Below are 18,526 nucleotides of genomic sequence, written 5' to 3'. Positions count from 1 at the left end.
CCAGTGCAAATGCACCGGGCGTGCTGGTGCAAATTCAGGTTTTGCAAGGGGGGGCGGTTCCTTAGGCTGTGAGTGTGCGACATCTTCCGTGATGCCGCGTCCCCACGAAACACTCAAGGAATACGCCTCAATGTGCTATGAACGAACCCGATATGTGAGCGACAGGATGTCTATGCGGACCAGGAGGTCGGAGCTGTCTACCGTTCATTTGCGCCCCCGGGGCTGAGGTGCATCGTATGACCCATTTGGCCCCTTTACGTGTCCGCCTTGAAGAAAGTTTTACGCCCTTGGCCTGCGAATGCAGCCTCAATGGTGATGGCACCCTCACCGTGCGCCTGTATCACCGTGAAAGCGGCGAGGTGGACTTGGTGGTGAGCGGCATGAGTGTCGACAGCGTCCGGTCGGAAGAGAGCATCGCCAAGCTGATCGATGAGCTGCGCTATGAGCTGCAAAACACCCCGTTGCATCGCAGTGAGCCTTGATAACTAAGATCTGGCACACCACACTTTGTGGCGAGGGAGCTTGCTCCCGCTGGGTCGCGCAGCGGCCCCAATATCTGTCGGATGCACACGCCAGCCAAATCCTATCCATCGGTTTTGCGACTGCTTCGCAGCCGAGCGGGAGCAAGCTCCCTCGCCACAGGTGTTGCTCCAGCCCTATGTCTACAACAACGTCGCCCGGCAATCGAGCACCAGCCGCGCGCCGCCGTGTTCGCTGCTGCCCACTTCCAACGTGAACCCATGCAGATTGACGATCGCCGCGACGATCGACAGGCCCAGGCCGAATCCGCCGTGTTGGCTGCTGCCCTCGGCGCGGTAGAAGCGACGGAACACGGCCTTGCGTTCGGCCTCGGGGATGCCGGGGCCGGAGTCGAGCACTTCGATGCGCGTGCTGTCGCCCTGATCGACCCCGCGCAGGATCACGGTGCCCCCCGGTGGGGTGAACTTGATGGAGTTGCTCAACAGGTTCGACACGGCCTCGAACAGCAAGGCCCGGTCGCCGTTGAGCAGGGGCAGGGCGTCGGGCGCCTCCAGGATGAAGGTCAGTTCGCCTTCCTCGGCCAGGGGCAGGTAAAAATCGTGCAGTTCTTGCAACAGCTGCAACGGATCGAGGCGCACGAAGCCCGAGCGCCGCTGCTGGTCTTCCAGTTCGGAAATCCGCAACAAACCGCGAAACCGCGCCATCAGGGTGTCGGTCTCGGCGAGCACCTGGTCCATCTGCAAGGCCTCGGCGGAGCCGTCCGGTGCTTGCTGCTGGATGCGATAAAGTTGGGCGCGCAGACGCGTCAACGGGGTACGCAGGTCATGGGCGATGTTGTCGCATACACCCTTGACCTCGTTCATCAAGCGTTCGATGCGCTCGAGCATGGCATTGACGATCGCCGCCAGCATGTCCAGCTCATCGCGCCGGCTCGACAACGGCAGGCGATGGGTCAGGTCGCCGGCGACGATGGCTTCGGCGCTGGCCTGCAACTGGCGAATCCGTCGTAGCGGTCGACGGCGTAACAGGTGCCAACCCGCGATGCCCGGCAGGATCGTCAGCGATACCCCCCAGAACAACGCGTGCAAGATGATCCGCGTTACGGCGAACAACGAGCCGTTGTCCCGGGCCAGGACCAGCCAGCGACCGTCCTGGGTCCGGGTCGCCACCGCGTCGCAGCTGTCGGAAGGCACGCCCGGTTGATCGGAATCGACGCAGCCACCGAGCATGTGGATCTTGCCGTCCAGCGGCAGGTCGGCGGGCACCCGCTGGATCGGTCCGCTCAAATGGCGCAATTGCGGATCGAACAGCCCGTAGGCATCGACGCCGCGCTCGTCCAGCGTCAGGCTGGCCATGAGCGCGTCTTCCAGTTGGTCGCCGTGGATCCGCGCGAACAGGTGCTGGCGTTGCATCAGGGAGTGCTTGGCCAGGCTGTCGAGATAGCCAAACACTTCGTAATACATGACCCCCATCAGGATCGCGCTCCAGATCACGAACAGCGAACTGTACAGCGCCAGCAGGCGGCTGCTGGAGGAGCGCCAGCCCTTAGCGGGGTTCAGCAATGACATAGCCGGAACCCCGTACCGTGCGAATCAGCGGTTCCAGGCCCGGCGGGTCGATTTTCTTGCGCAGGCGGCCGATGTGGACGTCGATCAGGTTGGTGCCGGGGTCGAAGTGATAACCCCAGACTTCCTCGAAGATCATCATGCGCGAGAGAATCTGGCCGCTGTTGCGCATCAGGAATTCCAGCAGCTTGTATTCGGTGGGCAGCAGGCTGAGCAGTTGCCCGTTGCGGCTGGCTTCACGGCTGATCAGGTTCAGCTCCAGGTCGGCCACCCGCAGCGCGGTTTCCGGCTCGCGGGTGCCATTGTTACGCCGCAGCAGCACTTCGACCCGGGCGGCCATTTCATCGGTGGCGAACGGCTTGGTCAGGTAATCGTCGCCGCCGGCCCGCAGTCCACGCACGCGTTCATCCACATCGGAGAGGGCGCTGATCATCAGGATCGGTGTGGCCACGCCCATGGTGCGCAGGGTGGTGACAATCACCAGGCCATCGAGTTCGGGCAGCATGCGGTCGAGGGTGATCAGGTCGTAGTCGCCGCTGACTGCCCGTTCCAGGCCTTCGCGACCGTTGTCGACCCAATCGACATCCAGGCCGTTGCGGGTCAGCTCGGCAACGATTTCACGAGCGGTCACGGCGTCGTCTTCGATGGTCAGGATGCGGTTCATGGGCGATACCCTGTAGAGAAATTGGAGCGATTGCGCAGCATTCTGCCAAAAATCAGCTGTCGGCTTCCTGAAAAAAAGTTCATGGACCGGCACACCGATTCGCTGGCCTGGATCAACACTTGGTCACAAATAATCCCTAACATGAATTTCGTGCGCACTATCATGTCGCGTCTGTTGCCCCGCTTCGGTGCGCTGTTGCCGGGTGCCGACGCGAACCGGTGGATGTGTGCCGCAAGGAGCCGAAACTTCACTGAACCTTCAAGGAAGAGCAGCATGATGCAACCTCAAGACGTTCTACGCCGAACATTCGATATCCAGCCGTTGACCCGCGCCGACATGACGGTGCGCCTGGATGGGCAAGTCGTCAACGCCGCCCACGGGGAAACCGTGCTTACCGTCATCCAGTCCCTGGGGCAACGCCAGGTGGCCCGCAACGACCACGACCAGATCAGCGGCGCCTACTGCGGCATGGGTGTGTGCCAATGCTGCCTGGTCAAGATCGATGGTCGTCACAAGCGCCGTGCCTGCCAGACCCTGGTGCGTCCTGGCATGCAGATCGAAACCCGGGTCAACCGCATCACCGAAACGGAGGCGCCATGAGCCTCGATCCGGTAATCGTCGGCGGTGGGCCGGCGGGCATGGCGGCGGCCATCGAGCTGGCCTCCCACGGGGTCCGTTGCACGCTGCTCGAGGAAGCGCCGCGCCTGGGTGGCGTCGTGTATCGCGGGCCGTTGCGCGATGGCGTCAGCCTCGATTACCTGGGGCCGCGCTACAGCGAAGCCCTGGAGAAACTCCACGGTGAATTCCAGCAACACGCCGGCCTGGTCGACGTGCGATTAAGTAGCCGGGTCATCGGCGCCGAAGGCTTCCGGGCGCTGATGCTGCTGGATGCCGACGAGCGTCTGGGGGAGGTCGCTTATTCCCATCTGGTCCTGGCGGCCGGTTGTCACGAACGCAGCGTGCCGTTTCCTGGCTGGACGCTGCCGGGGGTGATGATGCTCGGCGGCCTGCAATTGCAGATCAAGAGCGGCGTGGTCAGGCCGCCGAGCCCGGTGGTGATCGCCGGCACCGGCCCGTTGCTGCCGCTGGTGGCCTGCCAACTGCACGCTGCGGGCGTGGCGGTGGCGGGGGTCTTCGAAGCCTGCGCGTTCGGCCGGATCGCCAAGGAAAGCCTGGCGTTGCTGAACAAGCCGCAGTTGTTCCTCGATGGCCTGAGCATGTTGGCCTACCTCAAGCGCAATCGCATACCCGTGCGTTATGGTTGGGGTGTGGTACAGGCTGACGGCGAGGGCGAGTTGAGCCACGTCACCGTCGCGCCTTACTCCACGACCTGGGAACCCGACCTCAAACGCGCCGAACAGGTGCCGGCCCGGACCCTGGCGGTTGGCTACGGATTTATCCCGCGGACTCAATTGAGCCAACAGATGGGCCTGGAGCATGGTTTCAGCGAGGACGGCTATTTGCGGGCCGTGTCCGACGCCTGGCAACAAAGCAGCGAAGCGCACATTCACCTGGCCGGCGACGTGGGCGGGATTCGTGGCGGTGAAGCGGCCATGCTCAGCGGGCGCATCGCGGCGTTGTCGATCCTCACGCAACGCAACGTACTCGATCCGTCCGAGGCCCTGGCCCAACGAGAACGCTACCAGGCGCAACTGCAGCGGATCATTCGCTTTCGCGCCGCCGTGGATCGCTACACCCAGCGTGGCGCCGGACAAACCGCCTTGCCGGCCGCCGATACGGTGATCTGCCGTTGTGAGCATGCCACCCGCGCCGACATCGACCGGGCGCTGGAGCAAGGCGTGCAGGACATGGCCAGCCTGAAGATGCGCACCCGCGTGAGCATGGGCGATTGTCAGGGACGGATGTGCGTTGGTTATTGCAGCGACCGCTTGCGCGAAGCCACCGGTCGCACCGACGTCGGTTGGCTGAGGCCGCGTTTTCCCATCGATCCGATTCCCTTTTCAGCGTTCCAGAACGTCGCCACGGAGGCCGTTTCCCATGATTAAGGACTATGACGTGGTCATCGCTGGTGGCGGTGTGATCGGGGCTTCGTGTGCCTACCAACTGTCCAAGCGCACACATTTGAAGATCGCCCTGATCGACGCCAAGCGCCCCGGCAACGCGACCCGGGCTTCGGCGGGTGGGCTGTGGGCCATCGGTGAGTCGGTGGGCCTGGGATGCGGGGTGATCTTCTTTCGCATGATGTCGGCCAACCGCAAGCGCCAGACCCAGGGCGCCGCTGTGGCGGTGGATGCCAGCACCCCGCACATCCTGCCCCAGTCGTTCTTCGATTTCGCCTTGCAGTCCAACGCCATGTATCCGCAGTTGCACCGCGAATTGATCGACCGTCACGGCATGGATTTCAAGTTTGAAGAGACCGGGCTCAAGTTCGTGATCTACGACGACGAAGACCGTTTGTATGCCGAGCACATTGTCGCCTGCATTCCTCACTTGGCAGACCAGGTGCGCTGGCTTGACCAGGCGGCCCTGCGCGCGGCAGAGCCGAATGTCAGCCATGAGGCCCTTGGCGCGCTGGAGTTTCTCTGCGATCACCAGGTCAGCCCGTTCCGCCTGGCCGACGCCTACACCGAAGGCGCCCGGCAGAACGGCGTCGATCTGTTCTTCAACACCCATGTGACCGAAGTGCTGCGCAGCGGCACGCGGGTGACCGGGGTGAAAACCGCCGAGGCGGGGACGTTCAACTGCCGGACCCTGATCAACGCCGCCGGTGCCTGGGCGGCGGACCTGAGCGAGCAGGCCACAGGCGTGCGGATTCCGGTCAAGCCAGTCAAGGGCCAGATCCTGCTGACCGAACGCATGCCGAAAATCCTCAACGGTTGCCTGACCACCAGCGACTGCTATGTGGCGCAGAAGGACAACGGTGAAATCCTGATTGGCAGCACCACGGAAGACAAAGGTTTCGACGTGACCACGACTTATCCGGAGATCGAAGGGCTGGTGCAAGGCGCGGTGCGCTGTATCCCGCAGTTGGTGGACATCAACCTGAAACGAACCTGGGCCGGCCTGCGCCCGGGTTCGCCCGATGAGTTGCCGATCCTCGGACCGATGCGCGGAGTGGAGGGCTACCTCAACGCCTGCGGGCATTTCCGCACCGGCATCCTGACCTCGGCCATCACCGGGGTATTGCTGGACAAGCTGGTGAACAACGAACCCCTGCCACTGGACATCACGCCGTTCCTGGCGGATCGCTTCGAAGTGGCGCCAACGGTAAAGCCCAAGGAAGTGGAACTGGCCTGAGTAGTTGCTGAACACAGTCTGCAGCCACCCGGGGACAAAAACTGTGGGAGCGAGCCTGCTCGCGATGGCGCCGGGTCAGCCAGCATCAATGTCGACTGGTACACCGCTATCGCGAGCAGGCTCGCTCCCACAAGGGATTGAGGCGAACACATATCCCCCCAGTCACCCGGGGACAAAAACTGTGGGAGCGAGCCTGCTCGCGATGGCGTCGGGTCAGCCAGCACCTATGGGTAGTCATTGCAGCTTGCGATGAGCCTCACGCAACAGCAGTTCAGTGGACTCCCAGCCCAGGCAACCGTCGGTGACCGAGACGCCATAGCGCATCGACGGGCCCAGCTGCTGGCAGCCTTCGAACAGGTGACTTTCGAGCATCATGCCGATCAGGGAACGGTCCCCTTGCAGTCGTTGTTCCAGCACGTCATTGAACACCTGGGGCTGGCGCAACGGGTCTTTGCCGCTGTTGGCGTGGCTGCAGTCCACCATGATACGCGCCGGTATCTTCAGGCGGGTCAGGTCGTGGTGTATCTGCGTGACGCTCTGGCGGTCATAGTTCGGCCCATGATGGCCGCCGCGCAGCACCAGGTGGGTGTCGGGGTTGCCTGGCGTCTGGATGATCGCCGGATGCCCCTGGCTGTCGACGCCGAAATGCCGATGGGGGTGGGCGGCAGAGCGCATGGCGTCGCAGGCAATGCCGACTCCGCCGTCCGTGCCGTTCTTGAACCCTACCGGCATGCCCAGGCCGCTGGCCATTTCCCGGTGGATCTGCGATTCGGTGGTGCGCGCGCCAATGGCGACCCAACTGAGCAGGTCATCGAAGTAACTGGCGGCCATGGGTTGCAACAGCTCGGTGGCGACGGGCAAGCCCAGTTGCAGCACTTCGCGCATCAGCTCCCGGGACAAGGTCAGGCCAGCGGCCATGTCATCGCTGCCATCCAGGCCAGGGTCGTAGGCCAGGCCTTTCCAACCCACGGTCGTGCGGGGCTTTTCCACGTAGGCACGCATGACCAGCAGCATGCTGTCGCTCACTTCGTGGGCCAGGCGAGCCAGGTTGACGGCGTATTCGAGGGCGGATTTCGGATCGTGGATCGAGCAAGGGCCGACGATGACCAGCAGGCGGGCATCTTCTCCGTCGAGGATCGCGCGGATGGCCTGGCGATGGGCATTCACTTGGTGACTCAATGCGGTACTGAGCGGCAATTGCTGCTTGAGTTGCAACGAGCTGGGCAGACGCAAGGTCAGGGCTTCGTTGGCAGGGTTGAGCGTGGACAGCGGCAAAGCGGAGATGGACGAATTCATGATTTGGCTTCCTGGACGGGTGGCGGGTTCGTTCCCGCGCGCCGGTCCTAGTGGGGTGTTCGACAATTGGCCGTATGGGCCCGCAATTGAGGCTTGCCACCGGTAGGTGACCGATCGGAGGCGGCAGGCTGTCCCGAACGGTGGTTGGTAAATCGCCAGGCGGAAAAACTGTCGTAACGGTAATAAGTGGCGTAGTTCATGGCTCAATCCTCAAGTTGTCTGATGCTGCAAATGTTTGGGGCCTGAAAAAAACAAAACCCCCGGTCGGGAGGCCGACCGGGGGTTTGGAAAACTCTGGAAGGCGACCCGTTTAAAGTGGGCGCCGGTTGGGTATCAGGCGCGCCAGTGGCTAAACCAATACCCAAAATAAAAGCTGACCGGAGTTTGAACGCTGTTCGCCCGGGCAGCCGCAACCGAGCGCGGGGCGCTGGCGGTTTTAAGCGGTGAAAGGGCGTTAAACATGGTCTGTCTCCGATGAATGGCTCCGAGCTTACTAGAGGGCGGGGCGCCGGTTCAATCAGAAAATTCTATCGTGTGCATGCAATCGTTCGCCTTGGCTTGAGTCCGTCGGGCTTTATGACAAACTTCAGCTTTGCATTGTTCTCCAAGGATGAACCATGACCGCTCCAGTCTTCGCCGCTGCCCAGTCGATTTCCGTCGCAGGGGACGTCAAGGCCAACCTCGCGCACCATCAGCGCTTCATGCAGGCTGCCGCCAGACTGGATGTGCAATTGCTGGTGTTCCCCGAGCTGTCGCTCACCGGTTACGAACGTGGCCTGGCGGCAGATCTGGCGGTTCTGCCGGAGGGGGCCGGGCAAGTCGCGCCGGTAACGCCCCGTTGATGAGGTCCTCATGAGCTTCGAGTGGCGCGCCGCAACGAACGGGGATATCGATTTCGCCCGGCAACTGACCTGCGACAACATGCTTCCCTATTACCTCAGGCATGATTTGCTCTGGCAGGACGAAGCGTTCGACCTGGCCTGGATCATTCGCCAGAACTGGATCATCAGCCGGGCAGGCCAGGCGCTGGGTTTTGTCAGCCTCAGCCGTGATGCCCGGGCGTTGTACATTCGCGAATTGCAGATTGACCAGGCGTTCCGCGGCCAGGGCGCCGGTACCTGGACGATCGGACAGGTTTGGGACTTGGTGGGGCAGGAGCGTAGGCCGGCGCTGCGCCTGACGGTATTCAAGGATAATCCGGCCAGGGCGCTGTACGAACGCATGGGGCTGCGGGTCGTAGGCGAGGACGAGTGTTTCCTGAGGATGCAGCGAGACGCCGGTGCTTGAAGCCTCGGATGCCGTGCCGATAAAGATGCGTTGTAACTTTTATCTGTCCCTTTGCGCTAGGTCTGCGGGATGCTTTTTTGCTAAGGTGTCGTGCAACCCAAATAAGACCAAATCGTGAGGTGTCTGCTTGATTAGGGTGTTAGTGGTCGATGACCATGATCTCGTCCGTACGGGCATTACACGAATGCTGGCTGACATCGATGGCCTGCAGGTAGTTGGCCAGGCTGAATCCGGGGAGGAGTCCCTGATCAAGGCGCGTGAATTGAAGCCCGACGTGGTGCTGATGGACGTCAAGATGCCCGGCATCGGCGGCCTGGAAGCCACGCGCAAGCTGCTGCGCAGTCACCCGGACATCAAGGTGGTCGCGGTGACCGTCTGCGAAGAGGACCCATTCCCCACCCGGCTGTTGCAGGCGGGCGCGGCGGGCTACCTCACCAAGGGCGCTGGCTTGAACGAGATGGTCCAGGCCATTCGTCTGGTTTTTGCCGGGCAGCGCTACATCAGCCCGCAAATCGCCCAGCAATTGGCGATCAAGTCGTTCCAGCCAACCAACGATTCGCCCTTCGACGCACTGTCGGAGCGGGAAATCCAGATTGCCCTGATGATTGTCGGTTGCCAGAAGGTGCAGATCATCTCCGACAAGCTGTGCCTGTCGCCTAAAACCGTCAACACCTACCGTTACCGGATCTTCGAGAAGCTTTCGATCAGCAGTGACGTGGAATTGACACTGCTGGCGGTGCGCCACGGCATGGTCGATGCCAGCGCCTGAACATGACTGAATTGTTTGATCCCAGCGCGTTCCTCTCCACTTGCAGCGGTCGCCCCGGCGTGTACCGCATGTTCGACAGCGAGGCGCGCCTGCTTTACGTCGGCAAGGCCAAGAACCTCAAGAAACGCCTGGCCAGTTACTTTCGCAAGACCGGCCTCGCGCCGAAGACCTCCGCCCTGGTGGGGCGCATCGCGCAAATCGAAACGACGATCACCGCCAATGAAACCGAGGCGCTGCTGCTCGAGCAGACGCTGATCAAGGAGTGGCGCCCGCCGTACAACATCCTGCTGCGCGACGACAAATCCTACCCCTACGTGTTTCTGTCCGACGGGGCCTTTCCGCGCCTGAGCATCCACCGGGGCGCGAAAAAGGCCAAGGGTCGCTATTTCGGCCCGTATCCCAGCGCCGGGGCGATTCGTGAAAGCCTCAGCCTGTTGCAGAAGACGTTCTTCGTTCGCCAGTGTGAAGACAGCTACTACAAGAATCGCACCCGGCCCTGCCTGCAATACCAGATCAAGCGCTGCAAGGCGCCTTGCGTGGGGTTTGTCGAGCCGCAGGTCTACGCCGAGGACGTGCGTCACTCGGTGATGTTCCTGGAAGGCCGCAGCAATGCGCTGACCGATGAACTGTCGACGGCCATGGAGGAGGCGGCGGTCAACCTTGAGTTCGAACGGGCCGCCGAACTGCGGGACCAGATCGGCCTGCTGCGCCGCGTGCAGGACCAGCAAAGCATGGAAGGTGGCAGCGGTGACGTTGACGTGATCGCCGCGTTCATCAACCCGGGCGGCGCCTGTGTGCATTTGATCAGCGTGCGGGGCGGCCGCGTGCTGGGCAGCAAGAACTTCTTCCCGCAAGTGGGTATCGAGGAAGACGTGGCCGAGGTCATGGCCGCTTTCCTGGGCCAGTACTACATCAGCAGTCCGGAACGCGACTTGCCTGCCGAGTTGATCGTCAATGTGGTCCATGAGGATTTCCCGGCCCTGATCGAAGCCATCGACAAGCTTCGTGGTCGTGAACTGACCATCAGCCACCGCGTTCGCGGCACCCGTGCCCGTTGGCAGCAACTGGCGGTGACCAACGCCGAACAGGCCTTGGGCGCGCGCCTGGCCAACCGGCAACACGTGGCGGCACGGTTCGATGCCCTGGCCGATGTCCTCAACCTGGACGAGCCGCCGCAGCGACTGGAGTGCTACGACATCAGCCATTCCAGTGGCGAGGCGACCGTGGCGTCCTGCGTGGTGTTTGGTCCGGAGGGGCCGATCAAGTCCGACTACCGCCGCTACAACATCGAAGGCGTCACGCCGGGCGATGACTATGCGGCGATGCACCAGGCGTTGATGCGGCGTTTCGGCAAGCTCAAGGACGGGGAGGGCAAGTTGCCGGACATCCTCCTGGTGGACGGCGGCAAGGGGCAGTTGTCCATGGCCCGCGATGTGCTCAATGAGCTGATGGTCCCCGACCTGATTCTGCTGGGCGTGGCCAAGGGCGCGACGCGCAAGGCCGGTTTCGAGACCTTGTACCTGAACGATGCCGCCCATGAATTCACCCTCAAGGGCGATTCGCCGGCGCTGCACCTGATCCAGCAGATCCGCGACGAAGCCCACCGTTTCGCCATCACCGGACACCGTGCCCGCCGCGGCAAAACGCGCCGCACGTCTACACTGGAAGGTGTGGCAGGCGTCGGCCCGACGCGCCGTCGCGACTTGTTGAAACATTTTGGTGGATTGCAGGAACTGTCTCGTGCCAGCATCGAGGAGATAGCCAAAGCACCCGGTATCAGTAAAAAGCTCGCTGAGTCGATTTATGCAAACCTGCACAGCGAGTAGAATGCCCGTCAACCTCGCAGCCAGTTGTGCCGATGAATATCCCAAATCTGATTACCGTTCTACGCGTCCTGCTCATTCCGATCTTCATTTTGCTGTTCTATTTGCCGTACCACTGGAGCTACGTGGCCTCCGCCTCGGTCTTCGCCTTCGCCGCCGCAACGGACTGGCTGGATGGTTACCTGGCCCGACGCCTCGAGCAGAGCACGCCGTTCGGTGCCTTCCTCGACCCGGTGGCCGACAAGCTGATGGTCGCGGTGGCCCTGGTGCTGCTGGTGCAGGAGCACGGCAACCTCTGGCTGACCTTGCCGGCGGCGGTGATCATCGGCCGCGAAATCGTCGTCTCGGCGCTCCGTGAATGGATGGCTGAACTGGGCGCCCGCGCCCAGGTCGCGGTGTCGAACCTCGGCAAATGGAAAACCGCCGCGCAGATGCTCGCGCTGGTGATCCTGCTGGCCAACCCTTCGGATTTCAGTTTCTGGGTTCTGTTGGGTTACGCACTGCTGCTGGTTTCCGCCGGCCTGACGCTGTGGTCGATGGTCCAATACCTGCGCGCTGCATGGCCGCATCTGCGGACGGATGTTGAGCCGAAATAAAACTTTTTTGAATCAAAGGGTTGACGGCGTAATTTGAATCTATAGAATGCGCCACACCAAGACGCGGGAATAGCTCAGTTGGTAGAGCACGACCTTGCCAAGGTCGGGGTCGCGAGTTCGAGTCTCGTTTCCCGCTCCAAATATTGCGCTACAGAGTTCCACTGAATTCTGTAAGTAATTGAAATAAGGGCCTTTAGGCCCTTTTTTCGTTCCAGCGGGAACCACTGAAATCCAGCACTATCCGGTGCGTTTAAGTCCAGAATTGAGTCCAGGATTCTGACGAGCGCGGAATCGGTTTAATGCTGGAGCAGATTGTGTAGCGAGATGAGCATCTGGCCCTGACTCTGTTCAGGAGCTCGCGATGGCACTTTCAGAAATGACAGTTCGGCACGCCCGAATCACCGGTACTGACTACACCCTCGGCGACAGTGATGGTCTCACGCTCAATGTGACGGCCAGAGGCGGAAAAGTCTGGCTCTTCCGCTACTACTGGGCAGGCAAGCAGAAGCGCATGTCCCTCGGTAGTTATCCCCAAATTGGGCTTAAAGAAGCCCGTACTCGTCGTGATGATGCACGTGCCTTGGTTGCCCAGGGCATCAACCCCTATGAGCATCGCAAACAACAGCGGCTTGCTGTTCGTTTTGCGACAGAGCATACCTTCGAGGCTGTGTTTAATCAGTGGGTGGATTTCCGCAGGCTGAGCCTGAAGGAAGGGCGCCAAAGTACGCTCTCGCAGATATTGAGAATCTTTAATAAAGACGTTCTGCCCATACTCGGTGGACGGTCTATCTACGATATCAATCGTCATGATCTGCTGGATTTGCTGAGCAGGATTGAACAGCGTAAGGCCTTAACAACCGCCGAAAAATGCCGGACCTGGTTTAACCAGTTGTTCCGCTATGCGTTGGTGAAGATCGAGGGGCTGGAACACAACCCAGCTTCAGACCTTGATGTGGTTGCACTCCCCAAACCTCCGGTTACGCACAATCCATTTCTTCGTATGGACGAGCTCCCGGCATTGATGGCTGCTCTTCGAAACTACGGTGGCGCCAGCCAAACTCGGCTTGGCCTTCGGTTGTTGCTGCTGACCGGTGTCCGCACGGGCGAATTGCGCTTGGCAACACCCGACCAGTTCGATCTGGAGAAGCGCTTGTGGGTCATACCGGCGGAAGTGGTGAAACAACTCCAGCTAGCGATGCGGAAGCCAGGTAAGCAGACCCAAAATGTACCGCCTTATATCGTGCCGCTGTCGGTTCAGGCACTGGAGATCGTGCGTCACATGCTGGACCAAGTTGTCCCCGCACAGCGCTACCTATTTGCGCATCGAAGCGACCTGAGCAAGCGCATCAGCGAGAATACGCTGAATGGCGCGTTACGCCGTATGGGGTACGCCGATCAACTCACCGGTCATGGCATGAGGGCGACGATCTCGACGGCGTTGAACGAGATCGGATACCCGAAGGTGTGGGTGGATGCTCAGCTTTCTCATGCTGATCCGGATAAGGTGAGTGCGGCTTACAATCACGCGGAGTATGTCGAGCAGCGTCGGACCATGATGCAGGATTGGGCGAACCGTCTAGATCTGTGGGGGCAGGGTCAGCTGAAAGCGGCAAGCTCTCCGCTTACCATCCGTTTGGAAGGGGCCGCTTCGCTGCCATCGCTTGAAAACGCGAGCGCGAATTCCATTCAGTTCAACGGCGCCTTTCCAGTGACAGCGGTCTCGATGCCCAAGGCTTCGGTTAGCAACGAACCAGCTCTTATCGTGCCGCACCAATCGCCTGTCGTACCTCTTTCGGTCCCGACTGAAAAACCGCATAAATCTCACGTGTCTGACATCCAGCGCGAACGTGCCGAGATGCTAGCCATCTATGAGGCCGCAAGTAATTTGCCGTTATTGGTTTTTGCTAAATTGGCTGGCAAGTCCCGAGATCAGATCAACCGTGATATCAAGGCTCGGCGTCTGCTGTCCCTGAGCCTGGGGAGTCGCGGTCAGCGCATTCCCGATTGGCAACTTGATCCATTGCGGCACAAGTTGGTACTTACTGCGTTGGCGCGGGTTCCGGATGTCGATGCCTGGAGGCTTTACCGGACGGTCTGTGAGCCTCATGAACGACTTAGGGGGCGTTCGCCAATTGATGTGCTTACTCTGGAGAATTTCGACGTAACTGCGCGGATCGTTTGCAGTGTCCTGGGACGGACATAATGGTTCATCTGGGCTGACGGGGCTCGCCATTGATATACTGCTTTCGGCGAGCTCCCGTTCCCCTGATGTTCGTTGATGAGTACGCGCGAAGCGGTCAATGTTCCGCAGGAGGTAAAAATGCCCAAAAAACGTTTTGACTGGGATATCGCGCCATCTCCTTTTTATAATTTGAGCCCGACGCCATGTGTCTTCAAAGGAAGATCCTAGTCGGAATGCAGCGCTTCGAGATGGCATATTTAGTGAGCTACATCGCCAAGCCACTCTGTCGAAGCCAATCGAAAAAGCGTGGTCAATGATCAGGTAAATCGCCTCGGTTGCGGGTCTAGCCCGCTGCATTGTTGGTGAGAACCTGACAAACAAGCCTTGATGATTGAGGCTCAATAATGCAGGCCTGATTATCCCGCACGTCTCATGTGCCCCACGGCCAGGTCAACCAAGCGTTGATGGTACTGGTAGCCATCGGCATTGAGTACAATGGAGGGCGTCTGCCTGGCTTTTTGGTGAGCCTAGCAGTGGTCCAATAGTGGTAGCTTCTTTTACCAAGTGATGCCCGGAGCTTCTAGGTCCAGATGACTGCGGCACGCAGCCACCGGATGCGTCGGAGTGGCCTCGACCACCTGGAGCTACCCTGTCATCGGTCGGCGAAACTGATGACATAGCGCCGTTTCGCTAAAGATTTCGCGTTCATAGTCGCTAACTATTCATACTGACAAGGCTTCCCGTTTAGCTAACGGTATCCAATGTGTGGTCTATAACAATAACCTCTTAGTTCAGGAAGTTAGTATATGAACGTGATTCAAGGAACTCTTGCTAACCTATCAGTTAGCAAAAAGCTCACTGTGGGCTTTGGTATAGTCTTGTTGCTGACAGTCATCACCACGTCCATTGGTCTAAAAAGCACCAACAGGATGATCAAAAGCGCCGACGACCTGAACACCGTCAGCCAGATAGAAACGTCGTTGCTCGAAGCCCAAATCACACGCGAGCGTTTTATCGCTCAGGGCGACAAGGCTAGTGCCCAGCTGCTGCAAACCTATATCGGCGAACTCAACCGGCAGATCGCCGGCGCCTTGGACTCTTTGCCTGATAGCCAGCACGCAGAACTGAAACAGATCCAAACCGCCGGGCAGCTATACGAAAAAGCCCTCAACGAGCTGATCGCAGCCCAAGCCAGCCGTGACAATGCCCGCGCCACGTTAGTGAGCAATGGCAATAATGCCTTCAGTTCGTTCGGTGCGCTGCAGGAAGCCTTATTCAAAAACGCTGCGGAAGAGCCTGGCGCTCAGCAGGTTCAATTCGTGCAGCGCCTGAGTAGTACCTATCAGCAACTGCTGCATATTCGTTATTTGGTCCGAGGTTATATATTCGAACAAAGCGATAAGTCTCTCGCGGCCGCCAACGATGCCTTGGATAAAGTAACCATCGATCTTAAAACCCTGACCAGTGACACGCCGGAAGATCAGCGCGCGTCGCTTATCACCGCTGGCAACTTCCTAGGGCTATACCGCGCCGCTTTTAACGCATTTACCCAAGGTATAGTAGCTAGCCAAACCGCCGCTCAGAATATGTCTGAACATGGCACCGTCATGCGCGACGCTAGCCACCGTATTCAAGAAAGTCAAATGACCATCCGCAACCAGGATGAAGGCAGCGCTAAGGCGCAGATGCTGATTGGTCTAGTGATAGCGCTGTTCATCGCGGTGCTGGCAGCCTGGATCATCACCCGCCAGATTGTCATCCCCCTCAACGCCGTAGTCAGGGCCTCCAACAGGATTGCCGAGGGCGACCTGAGCGAAGACGTGGTTACCGACCGTGCCGACGAACTGGGCCAGCTGCAAAGGAGCGCCCAAGCCATGGTCAAGAGCCTGCGCGGGCTGATCCGCCATATCGGCAACGGCGCGGTACAGATCAACGACGTATCCCGGGAACTATTGAAGGTCACCAATGCAGGCAAGGCAGGCACTGCCCAGCAACGCAGCGAAACCGATCAGGTGGCCACGGCGATGCACGAAATGGCCGCCACAGTGCAAGAAGTTGCCTCCAATGCTGCCCAAGCTTCATCCGCCGCCGAGGCCGCCGAGAAAGAAGCCCAAGAAGGTGACCGCAAGGTCAACCAGGCCGTTACCGAGATGGACCGTCTGGCCCTGCAGATGACGCTGGCCTCCGAAGCCGTGCAACAGCTGCAGCACGAGAGCGATCAGATCGGCAGCGTGTTGGATGTGATCAAATCCGTAGCCGAGCAAACCAACCTGCTGGCGCTCAACGCTGCCATCGAAGCCGCCCGCGCCGGGGAAGCAGGCCGAGGCTTTGCCGTGGTAGCCGACGAAGTACGTGGCCTTGCCAAACGTACCCAACAGTCCACCACCGAAATCGAAAGCCTGATTAGAAAGCTCAAGGACGGCGTAGACAAGGTCACCACTTTCACCAGCAGCAGCAGCGAACTCACTGCCAACACTCTAGTGCTGGGCAAAGACGCTGGTACCGCTCTCAAACGAATCACCTCAGCGGTGTCCAGCATCCAGCAAATGAACCTGCAAATCGCCACTGCAGCCGAAGAGCAAAGCTCTGTGGCTGAAGAGATCAACCGCAGTGTATTGCGCGTACGCGAAATTTCCGAACAAACCGCACAGGCCAGTGGCGAAACGGCCCATTCCAGCGCCGGGATGGCCAGTTTGAGTGGCCAGTTGCAACAGCAGATTGCCCGGTTTAGGTTGGGGTGAGTAACTGATAGCTATACAGGGTGGGGAGTTGCATAAGGAATTGGATTTGCCATGGCAGCGACATTGAGAGAGCCAAGTACGTTCGGTCTTCCCGTTGCAATTCGGCCGTGCTAAATACGTCTTCACCCTTTTTGGGCTCAGAAAATGAGCGAGGCTTAGTTTGACGATTATTGCAATATCTACAGGCCAATTCGAATCAAAGTTGGATCAAATATCTTGAAAAATTTAAAGGTGTCATTGCTTCAAGGAACTCTTTTCAAGATGGTGCGGTTAGATTGTGCGAGGGGTTAAGGGCTGAGATTGGTTCGCATTATGTATAAGGATAAAGTTTCTTGGTTTATGTACTGCATTATGTCCGATTCGGTGCCGATCCAAGATAAACTCAATCCTCGAGAATTTAATGTGGCCTTGTCAAACGAAGGTTAAAGCCAAGACGCGGAGTTTTTATTCCGCATATGATGGCTATATCTTTGGGAGCTGGCTGGGATTATTAAGACACTCTCTTAGTGGTAATGTCTGACGGGCCTTCCAGCTCCTAGGAGAATTACTGATGCGTCCATTTATTCAGCTAAATTAATGCTTTTTCCTAGTTTGAGTGAAGGCTTGCGATGATCCGAGAAATCGCCTCTCGGCCAAATGTCGCGTCTGTGTAGAAAAGAAGGTGCCAGAGGGGACGTCCTTTAGGCAGGGGCATCTTTTTTTTCAAACTATCCATAGCATGCCCTCAGATATGCCTCCGAGCGTGGCAATTTACCAGAAGTCGATGCATTTCCATGGTCTCTGAACGGCAGAAATGCTCCCAGAAAAGAATCGATTGCTCTAGCCATGACATCGGTTAGGGCGACAGACTGAGCTGGTGGTGGCGCTTTGCCGCTGGTAATCTCGGATTTAGGTGATATCAGAGGCAGTAGCCATGGATCCGAAGAATCTTGCGGTATTGATGAAGCTGAAGGACGCCATGGAAATGGCAAGCCCATCGCCAGCTAGAACACCATACGTTGAACCAACACCACCCGAGTCAAAAACCGGTTGGCTTGTCAAAAACTGTCGCTTCTGCAAGACAACCAAGTTCAGCTATAGAGCTGACTGGGTGAATCCGCCGATTATGTGTGAGGGTTGCCGTAACGAGCGGAAGACTCGCTACAAGCCTGGAGAGGGTGACACTGTTTATTCGAATACCCAGGTTTTCCGTGGGGGATCACCAGGCGGAGGCAGGCATAAATGACCACCAAAAATAACCCTGACGAGACGCACCAACAGCGACTTGAGCGACTCCGGAACAGCCTGGAGAAACTCAAGAAACGTTTTGAAGACATGCCGCTTGGTCGTGGTGCTGGTATGCCAGCAGAAATAAGAGCTCTTGAGGCTCGGATTAGTAGGGAGGAAATGCACCTCCTCTCCGGTTATTACGAGCGAAAGGATGGTCCTGTTCGTGGTGGTTCTCCCGGCTCAGGCCGTCGCAGCTAGTAGCGTTCTGCAAAGTCCTTCTCATTACTTTCTGAAGAGCGCCCTGACCGCTGGTAACGTGCAGGTAATCTCGATTGCTTGCATAGACTAACAGTCGCTTCCCGTTCGCGCCTTTCGGTGTGCCTGGGGCTGCCGTCATTAGCCATACACATACGGGCTGCATTGTCCTGTGCGATGGCTGGCTCGAAAATTGGCGGCACACGGCTGCGATCTAACCATCTTAGGGGCCCAGATGGAGTAATGTTGAACACCATATTCAAATTGACTCTCGATTGTATGCGTCCGGCCAACACACCTTCCTGACCCCGACGCCAAAGGCGATGGTGTCCACCTGATTTAAGTGGACACCATTTCTAGCCTTTTAAGCGGGTCTTTCATGCAGCCACAACGCCGTTCTT

General features: G+C 59.0%; 14 protein-coding genes, 1 tRNA gene and 1 pseudogene. 13 read left to right on the top strand and 3 right to left on the bottom strand.

Features of this window, described 5'->3' with window-relative positions:
- Positions 1-236 precede the first annotated feature (236 nt).
- On the top strand, positions 237-482 hold the full coding sequence (locus J3361_RS25525) for a DUF1652 domain-containing protein (RefSeq protein ID WP_207966876.1): 246 nt from the start codon (positions 237-239) through the stop codon (positions 480-482).
- Between the two features lie 180 nt (positions 483-662).
- On the opposite strand, the gene J3361_RS25520 is transcribed toward J3361_RS25525, so the two are convergent.
- Together J3361_RS25520 and J3361_RS25515 are read right to left on the bottom strand one after the other, a co-directional pair.
- Entirely contained in the window at positions 663-2,048 is a 1,386-nt protein-coding gene (locus J3361_RS25520; protein ID WP_207966875.1) for a HAMP domain-containing sensor histidine kinase, read from the bottom strand.
- Positions 2,026-2,709, bottom strand: a complete 684-nt coding sequence (locus J3361_RS25515) for a response regulator transcription factor (RefSeq protein WP_053122824.1) — start codon at positions 2,707-2,709, stop codon at positions 2,026-2,028. Before J3361_RS25515 ends, J3361_RS25520 begins: the two co-directional genes overlap by 23 nt.
- Before the next feature lie 276 nt (positions 2,710-2,985).
- On the opposite strand from J3361_RS25515, the gene hcnA reads away from it, so the two are divergent.
- From hcnA to hcnC, 3 genes are read left to right on the top strand one after another with little or no spacing between them, the layout of a single operon-like run.
- Complete coding sequence (gene hcnA, locus J3361_RS25510; protein ID WP_207966895.1) at positions 2,986-3,309, top strand: cyanide-forming glycine dehydrogenase subunit HcnA; 324 nt, start codon at positions 2,986-2,988, stop codon at positions 3,307-3,309.
- Entirely contained in the window at positions 3,306-4,715 is a 1,410-nt protein-coding gene (gene hcnB / locus J3361_RS25505) for a cyanide-forming glycine dehydrogenase subunit HcnB (RefSeq protein ID WP_207966874.1), read from the top strand. Before hcnA ends, hcnB begins: the two co-directional genes overlap by 4 nt.
- Positions 4,708-5,967, top strand: coding sequence for a cyanide-forming glycine dehydrogenase subunit HcnC (gene hcnC, locus J3361_RS25500; protein ID WP_207966873.1), 1,260 nt, complete (start codon positions 4,708-4,710; stop codon positions 5,965-5,967). Before hcnB ends, hcnC begins: the two co-directional genes overlap by 8 nt.
- A gap of 234 nt (positions 5,968-6,201) precedes the next feature.
- Here hcnC and J3361_RS25495 read toward each other — a convergent pair whose 3' ends face one another.
- Positions 6,202-7,263, bottom strand: coding sequence for a 3-deoxy-7-phosphoheptulonate synthase (locus tag J3361_RS25495; protein ID WP_207966872.1), 1,062 nt, complete (start codon positions 7,261-7,263; stop codon positions 6,202-6,204).
- A gap of 617 nt (positions 7,264-7,880) precedes the next feature.
- On the opposite strand from J3361_RS25495, the pseudogene J3361_RS25490 reads away from it, so the two are divergent.
- The 9 genes and pseudogenes from J3361_RS25490 to J3361_RS25450 all read left to right on the top strand — a co-directional run.
- Positions 7,881-8,093 (top strand): annotated as a pseudogene (locus J3361_RS25490) (nitrilase-related carbon-nitrogen hydrolase); the annotation flags it as partial.
- 22 nt (positions 8,094-8,115) lie between these two features.
- Positions 8,116-8,550 carry a GNAT family N-acetyltransferase gene (locus J3361_RS25485; RefSeq protein ID WP_207966871.1) on the top strand — a complete coding sequence of 145 codons (435 nt, stop codon included), beginning with the start codon at positions 8,116-8,118 and terminating at the stop codon, positions 8,548-8,550.
- 127 nt (positions 8,551-8,677) lie between these two features.
- Positions 8,678-9,319 (top strand): UvrY/SirA/GacA family response regulator transcription factor, encoded by a 642-nt coding sequence (gene uvrY / locus J3361_RS25480; protein WP_003200277.1) that lies wholly within the window; start codon positions 8,678-8,680, stop codon positions 9,317-9,319.
- A gap of 2 nt (positions 9,320-9,321) precedes the next feature.
- Positions 9,322-11,145 carry an excinuclease ABC subunit UvrC gene (uvrC, locus tag J3361_RS25475; RefSeq protein ID WP_207966870.1) on the top strand — a complete coding sequence of 608 codons (1,824 nt, stop codon included), beginning with the start codon at positions 9,322-9,324 and terminating at the stop codon, positions 11,143-11,145.
- Positions 11,146-11,177: 32 nt separating this feature from the next.
- On the top strand, positions 11,178-11,738 hold the full coding sequence (gene pgsA, locus J3361_RS25470) for a CDP-diacylglycerol--glycerol-3-phosphate 3-phosphatidyltransferase (RefSeq protein WP_018608070.1): 561 nt from the start codon (positions 11,178-11,180) through the stop codon (positions 11,736-11,738).
- Between the two features lie 63 nt (positions 11,739-11,801).
- Positions 11,802-11,877, top strand: a tRNA-Gly gene (locus tag J3361_RS25465).
- Positions 11,878-12,099: 222 nt separating this feature from the next.
- Positions 12,100-13,941: an integrase arm-type DNA-binding domain-containing protein gene (locus J3361_RS25460; RefSeq protein WP_207966869.1), complete on the top strand. Its 1,842-nt coding sequence runs from the start codon at positions 12,100-12,102 to the stop codon at positions 13,939-13,941.
- Between the two features lie 785 nt (positions 13,942-14,726).
- Positions 14,727-16,661: a methyl-accepting chemotaxis protein gene (locus J3361_RS25455; RefSeq protein ID WP_207966868.1), complete on the top strand. Its 1,935-nt coding sequence runs from the start codon at positions 14,727-14,729 to the stop codon at positions 16,659-16,661.
- Positions 16,662-17,882: 1,221 nt separating this feature from the next.
- Positions 17,883-18,128, top strand: coding sequence for a hypothetical protein (locus J3361_RS25450; RefSeq protein WP_207966867.1), 246 nt, complete (start codon positions 17,883-17,885; stop codon positions 18,126-18,128).
- Positions 18,129-18,526 lie beyond the last annotated feature (398 nt).

It is taken from the genome of Pseudomonas sp. OA65, assembly GCF_017498305.1.
Taxonomy (GTDB): Bacteria; Pseudomonadota; Gammaproteobacteria; order Pseudomonadales; family Pseudomonadaceae; genus Aquipseudomonas; species Aquipseudomonas zanjanensis.
The sequence above is the reverse complement of the archived record's forward strand: the minus strand, read 5'-3'. Positions and strand labels throughout refer to the sequence as shown.

Coding starts and splice junctions, on each gene's coding strand:
- hcnA (WP_207966895.1), top strand. CDS start 2,986: ATGCAACCTCAAGACGTTCTACGCCGAACATTCGATATCCAGCCGTTG.
- J3361_RS25515 (WP_053122824.1), bottom strand. CDS start 2,709: ATGAACCGCATCCTGACCATCGAAGACGACGCCGTGACCGCTCGTGAA.
- hcnC (WP_207966873.1), top strand. CDS start 4,708: ATGATTAAGGACTATGACGTGGTCATCGCTGGTGGCGGTGTGATCGGG.
- J3361_RS25520 (WP_207966875.1), bottom strand. CDS start 2,048: ATGTCATTGCTGAACCCCGCTAAGGGCTGGCGCTCCTCCAGCAGCCGC.
- J3361_RS25450 (WP_207966867.1), top strand. CDS start 17,883: ATGACCACCAAAAATAACCCTGACGAGACGCACCAACAGCGACTTGAG.
- uvrC (WP_207966870.1), top strand. CDS start 9,322: ATGACTGAATTGTTTGATCCCAGCGCGTTCCTCTCCACTTGCAGCGGT.
- J3361_RS25525 (WP_207966876.1), top strand. CDS start 237: ATGACCCATTTGGCCCCTTTACGTGTCCGCCTTGAAGAAAGTTTTACG.
- J3361_RS25495 (WP_207966872.1), bottom strand. CDS start 7,263: ATGAATTCGTCCATCTCCGCTTTGCCGCTGTCCACGCTCAACCCTGCC.
- pgsA (WP_018608070.1), top strand. CDS start 11,178: ATGAATATCCCAAATCTGATTACCGTTCTACGCGTCCTGCTCATTCCG.
- J3361_RS25485 (WP_207966871.1), top strand. CDS start 8,116: ATGAGCTTCGAGTGGCGCGCCGCAACGAACGGGGATATCGATTTCGCC.
- hcnB (WP_207966874.1), top strand. CDS start 3,306: ATGAGCCTCGATCCGGTAATCGTCGGCGGTGGGCCGGCGGGCATGGCG.
- J3361_RS25455 (WP_207966868.1), top strand. CDS start 14,727: ATGAACGTGATTCAAGGAACTCTTGCTAACCTATCAGTTAGCAAAAAG.
- J3361_RS25460 (WP_207966869.1), top strand. CDS start 12,100: ATGGCACTTTCAGAAATGACAGTTCGGCACGCCCGAATCACCGGTACT.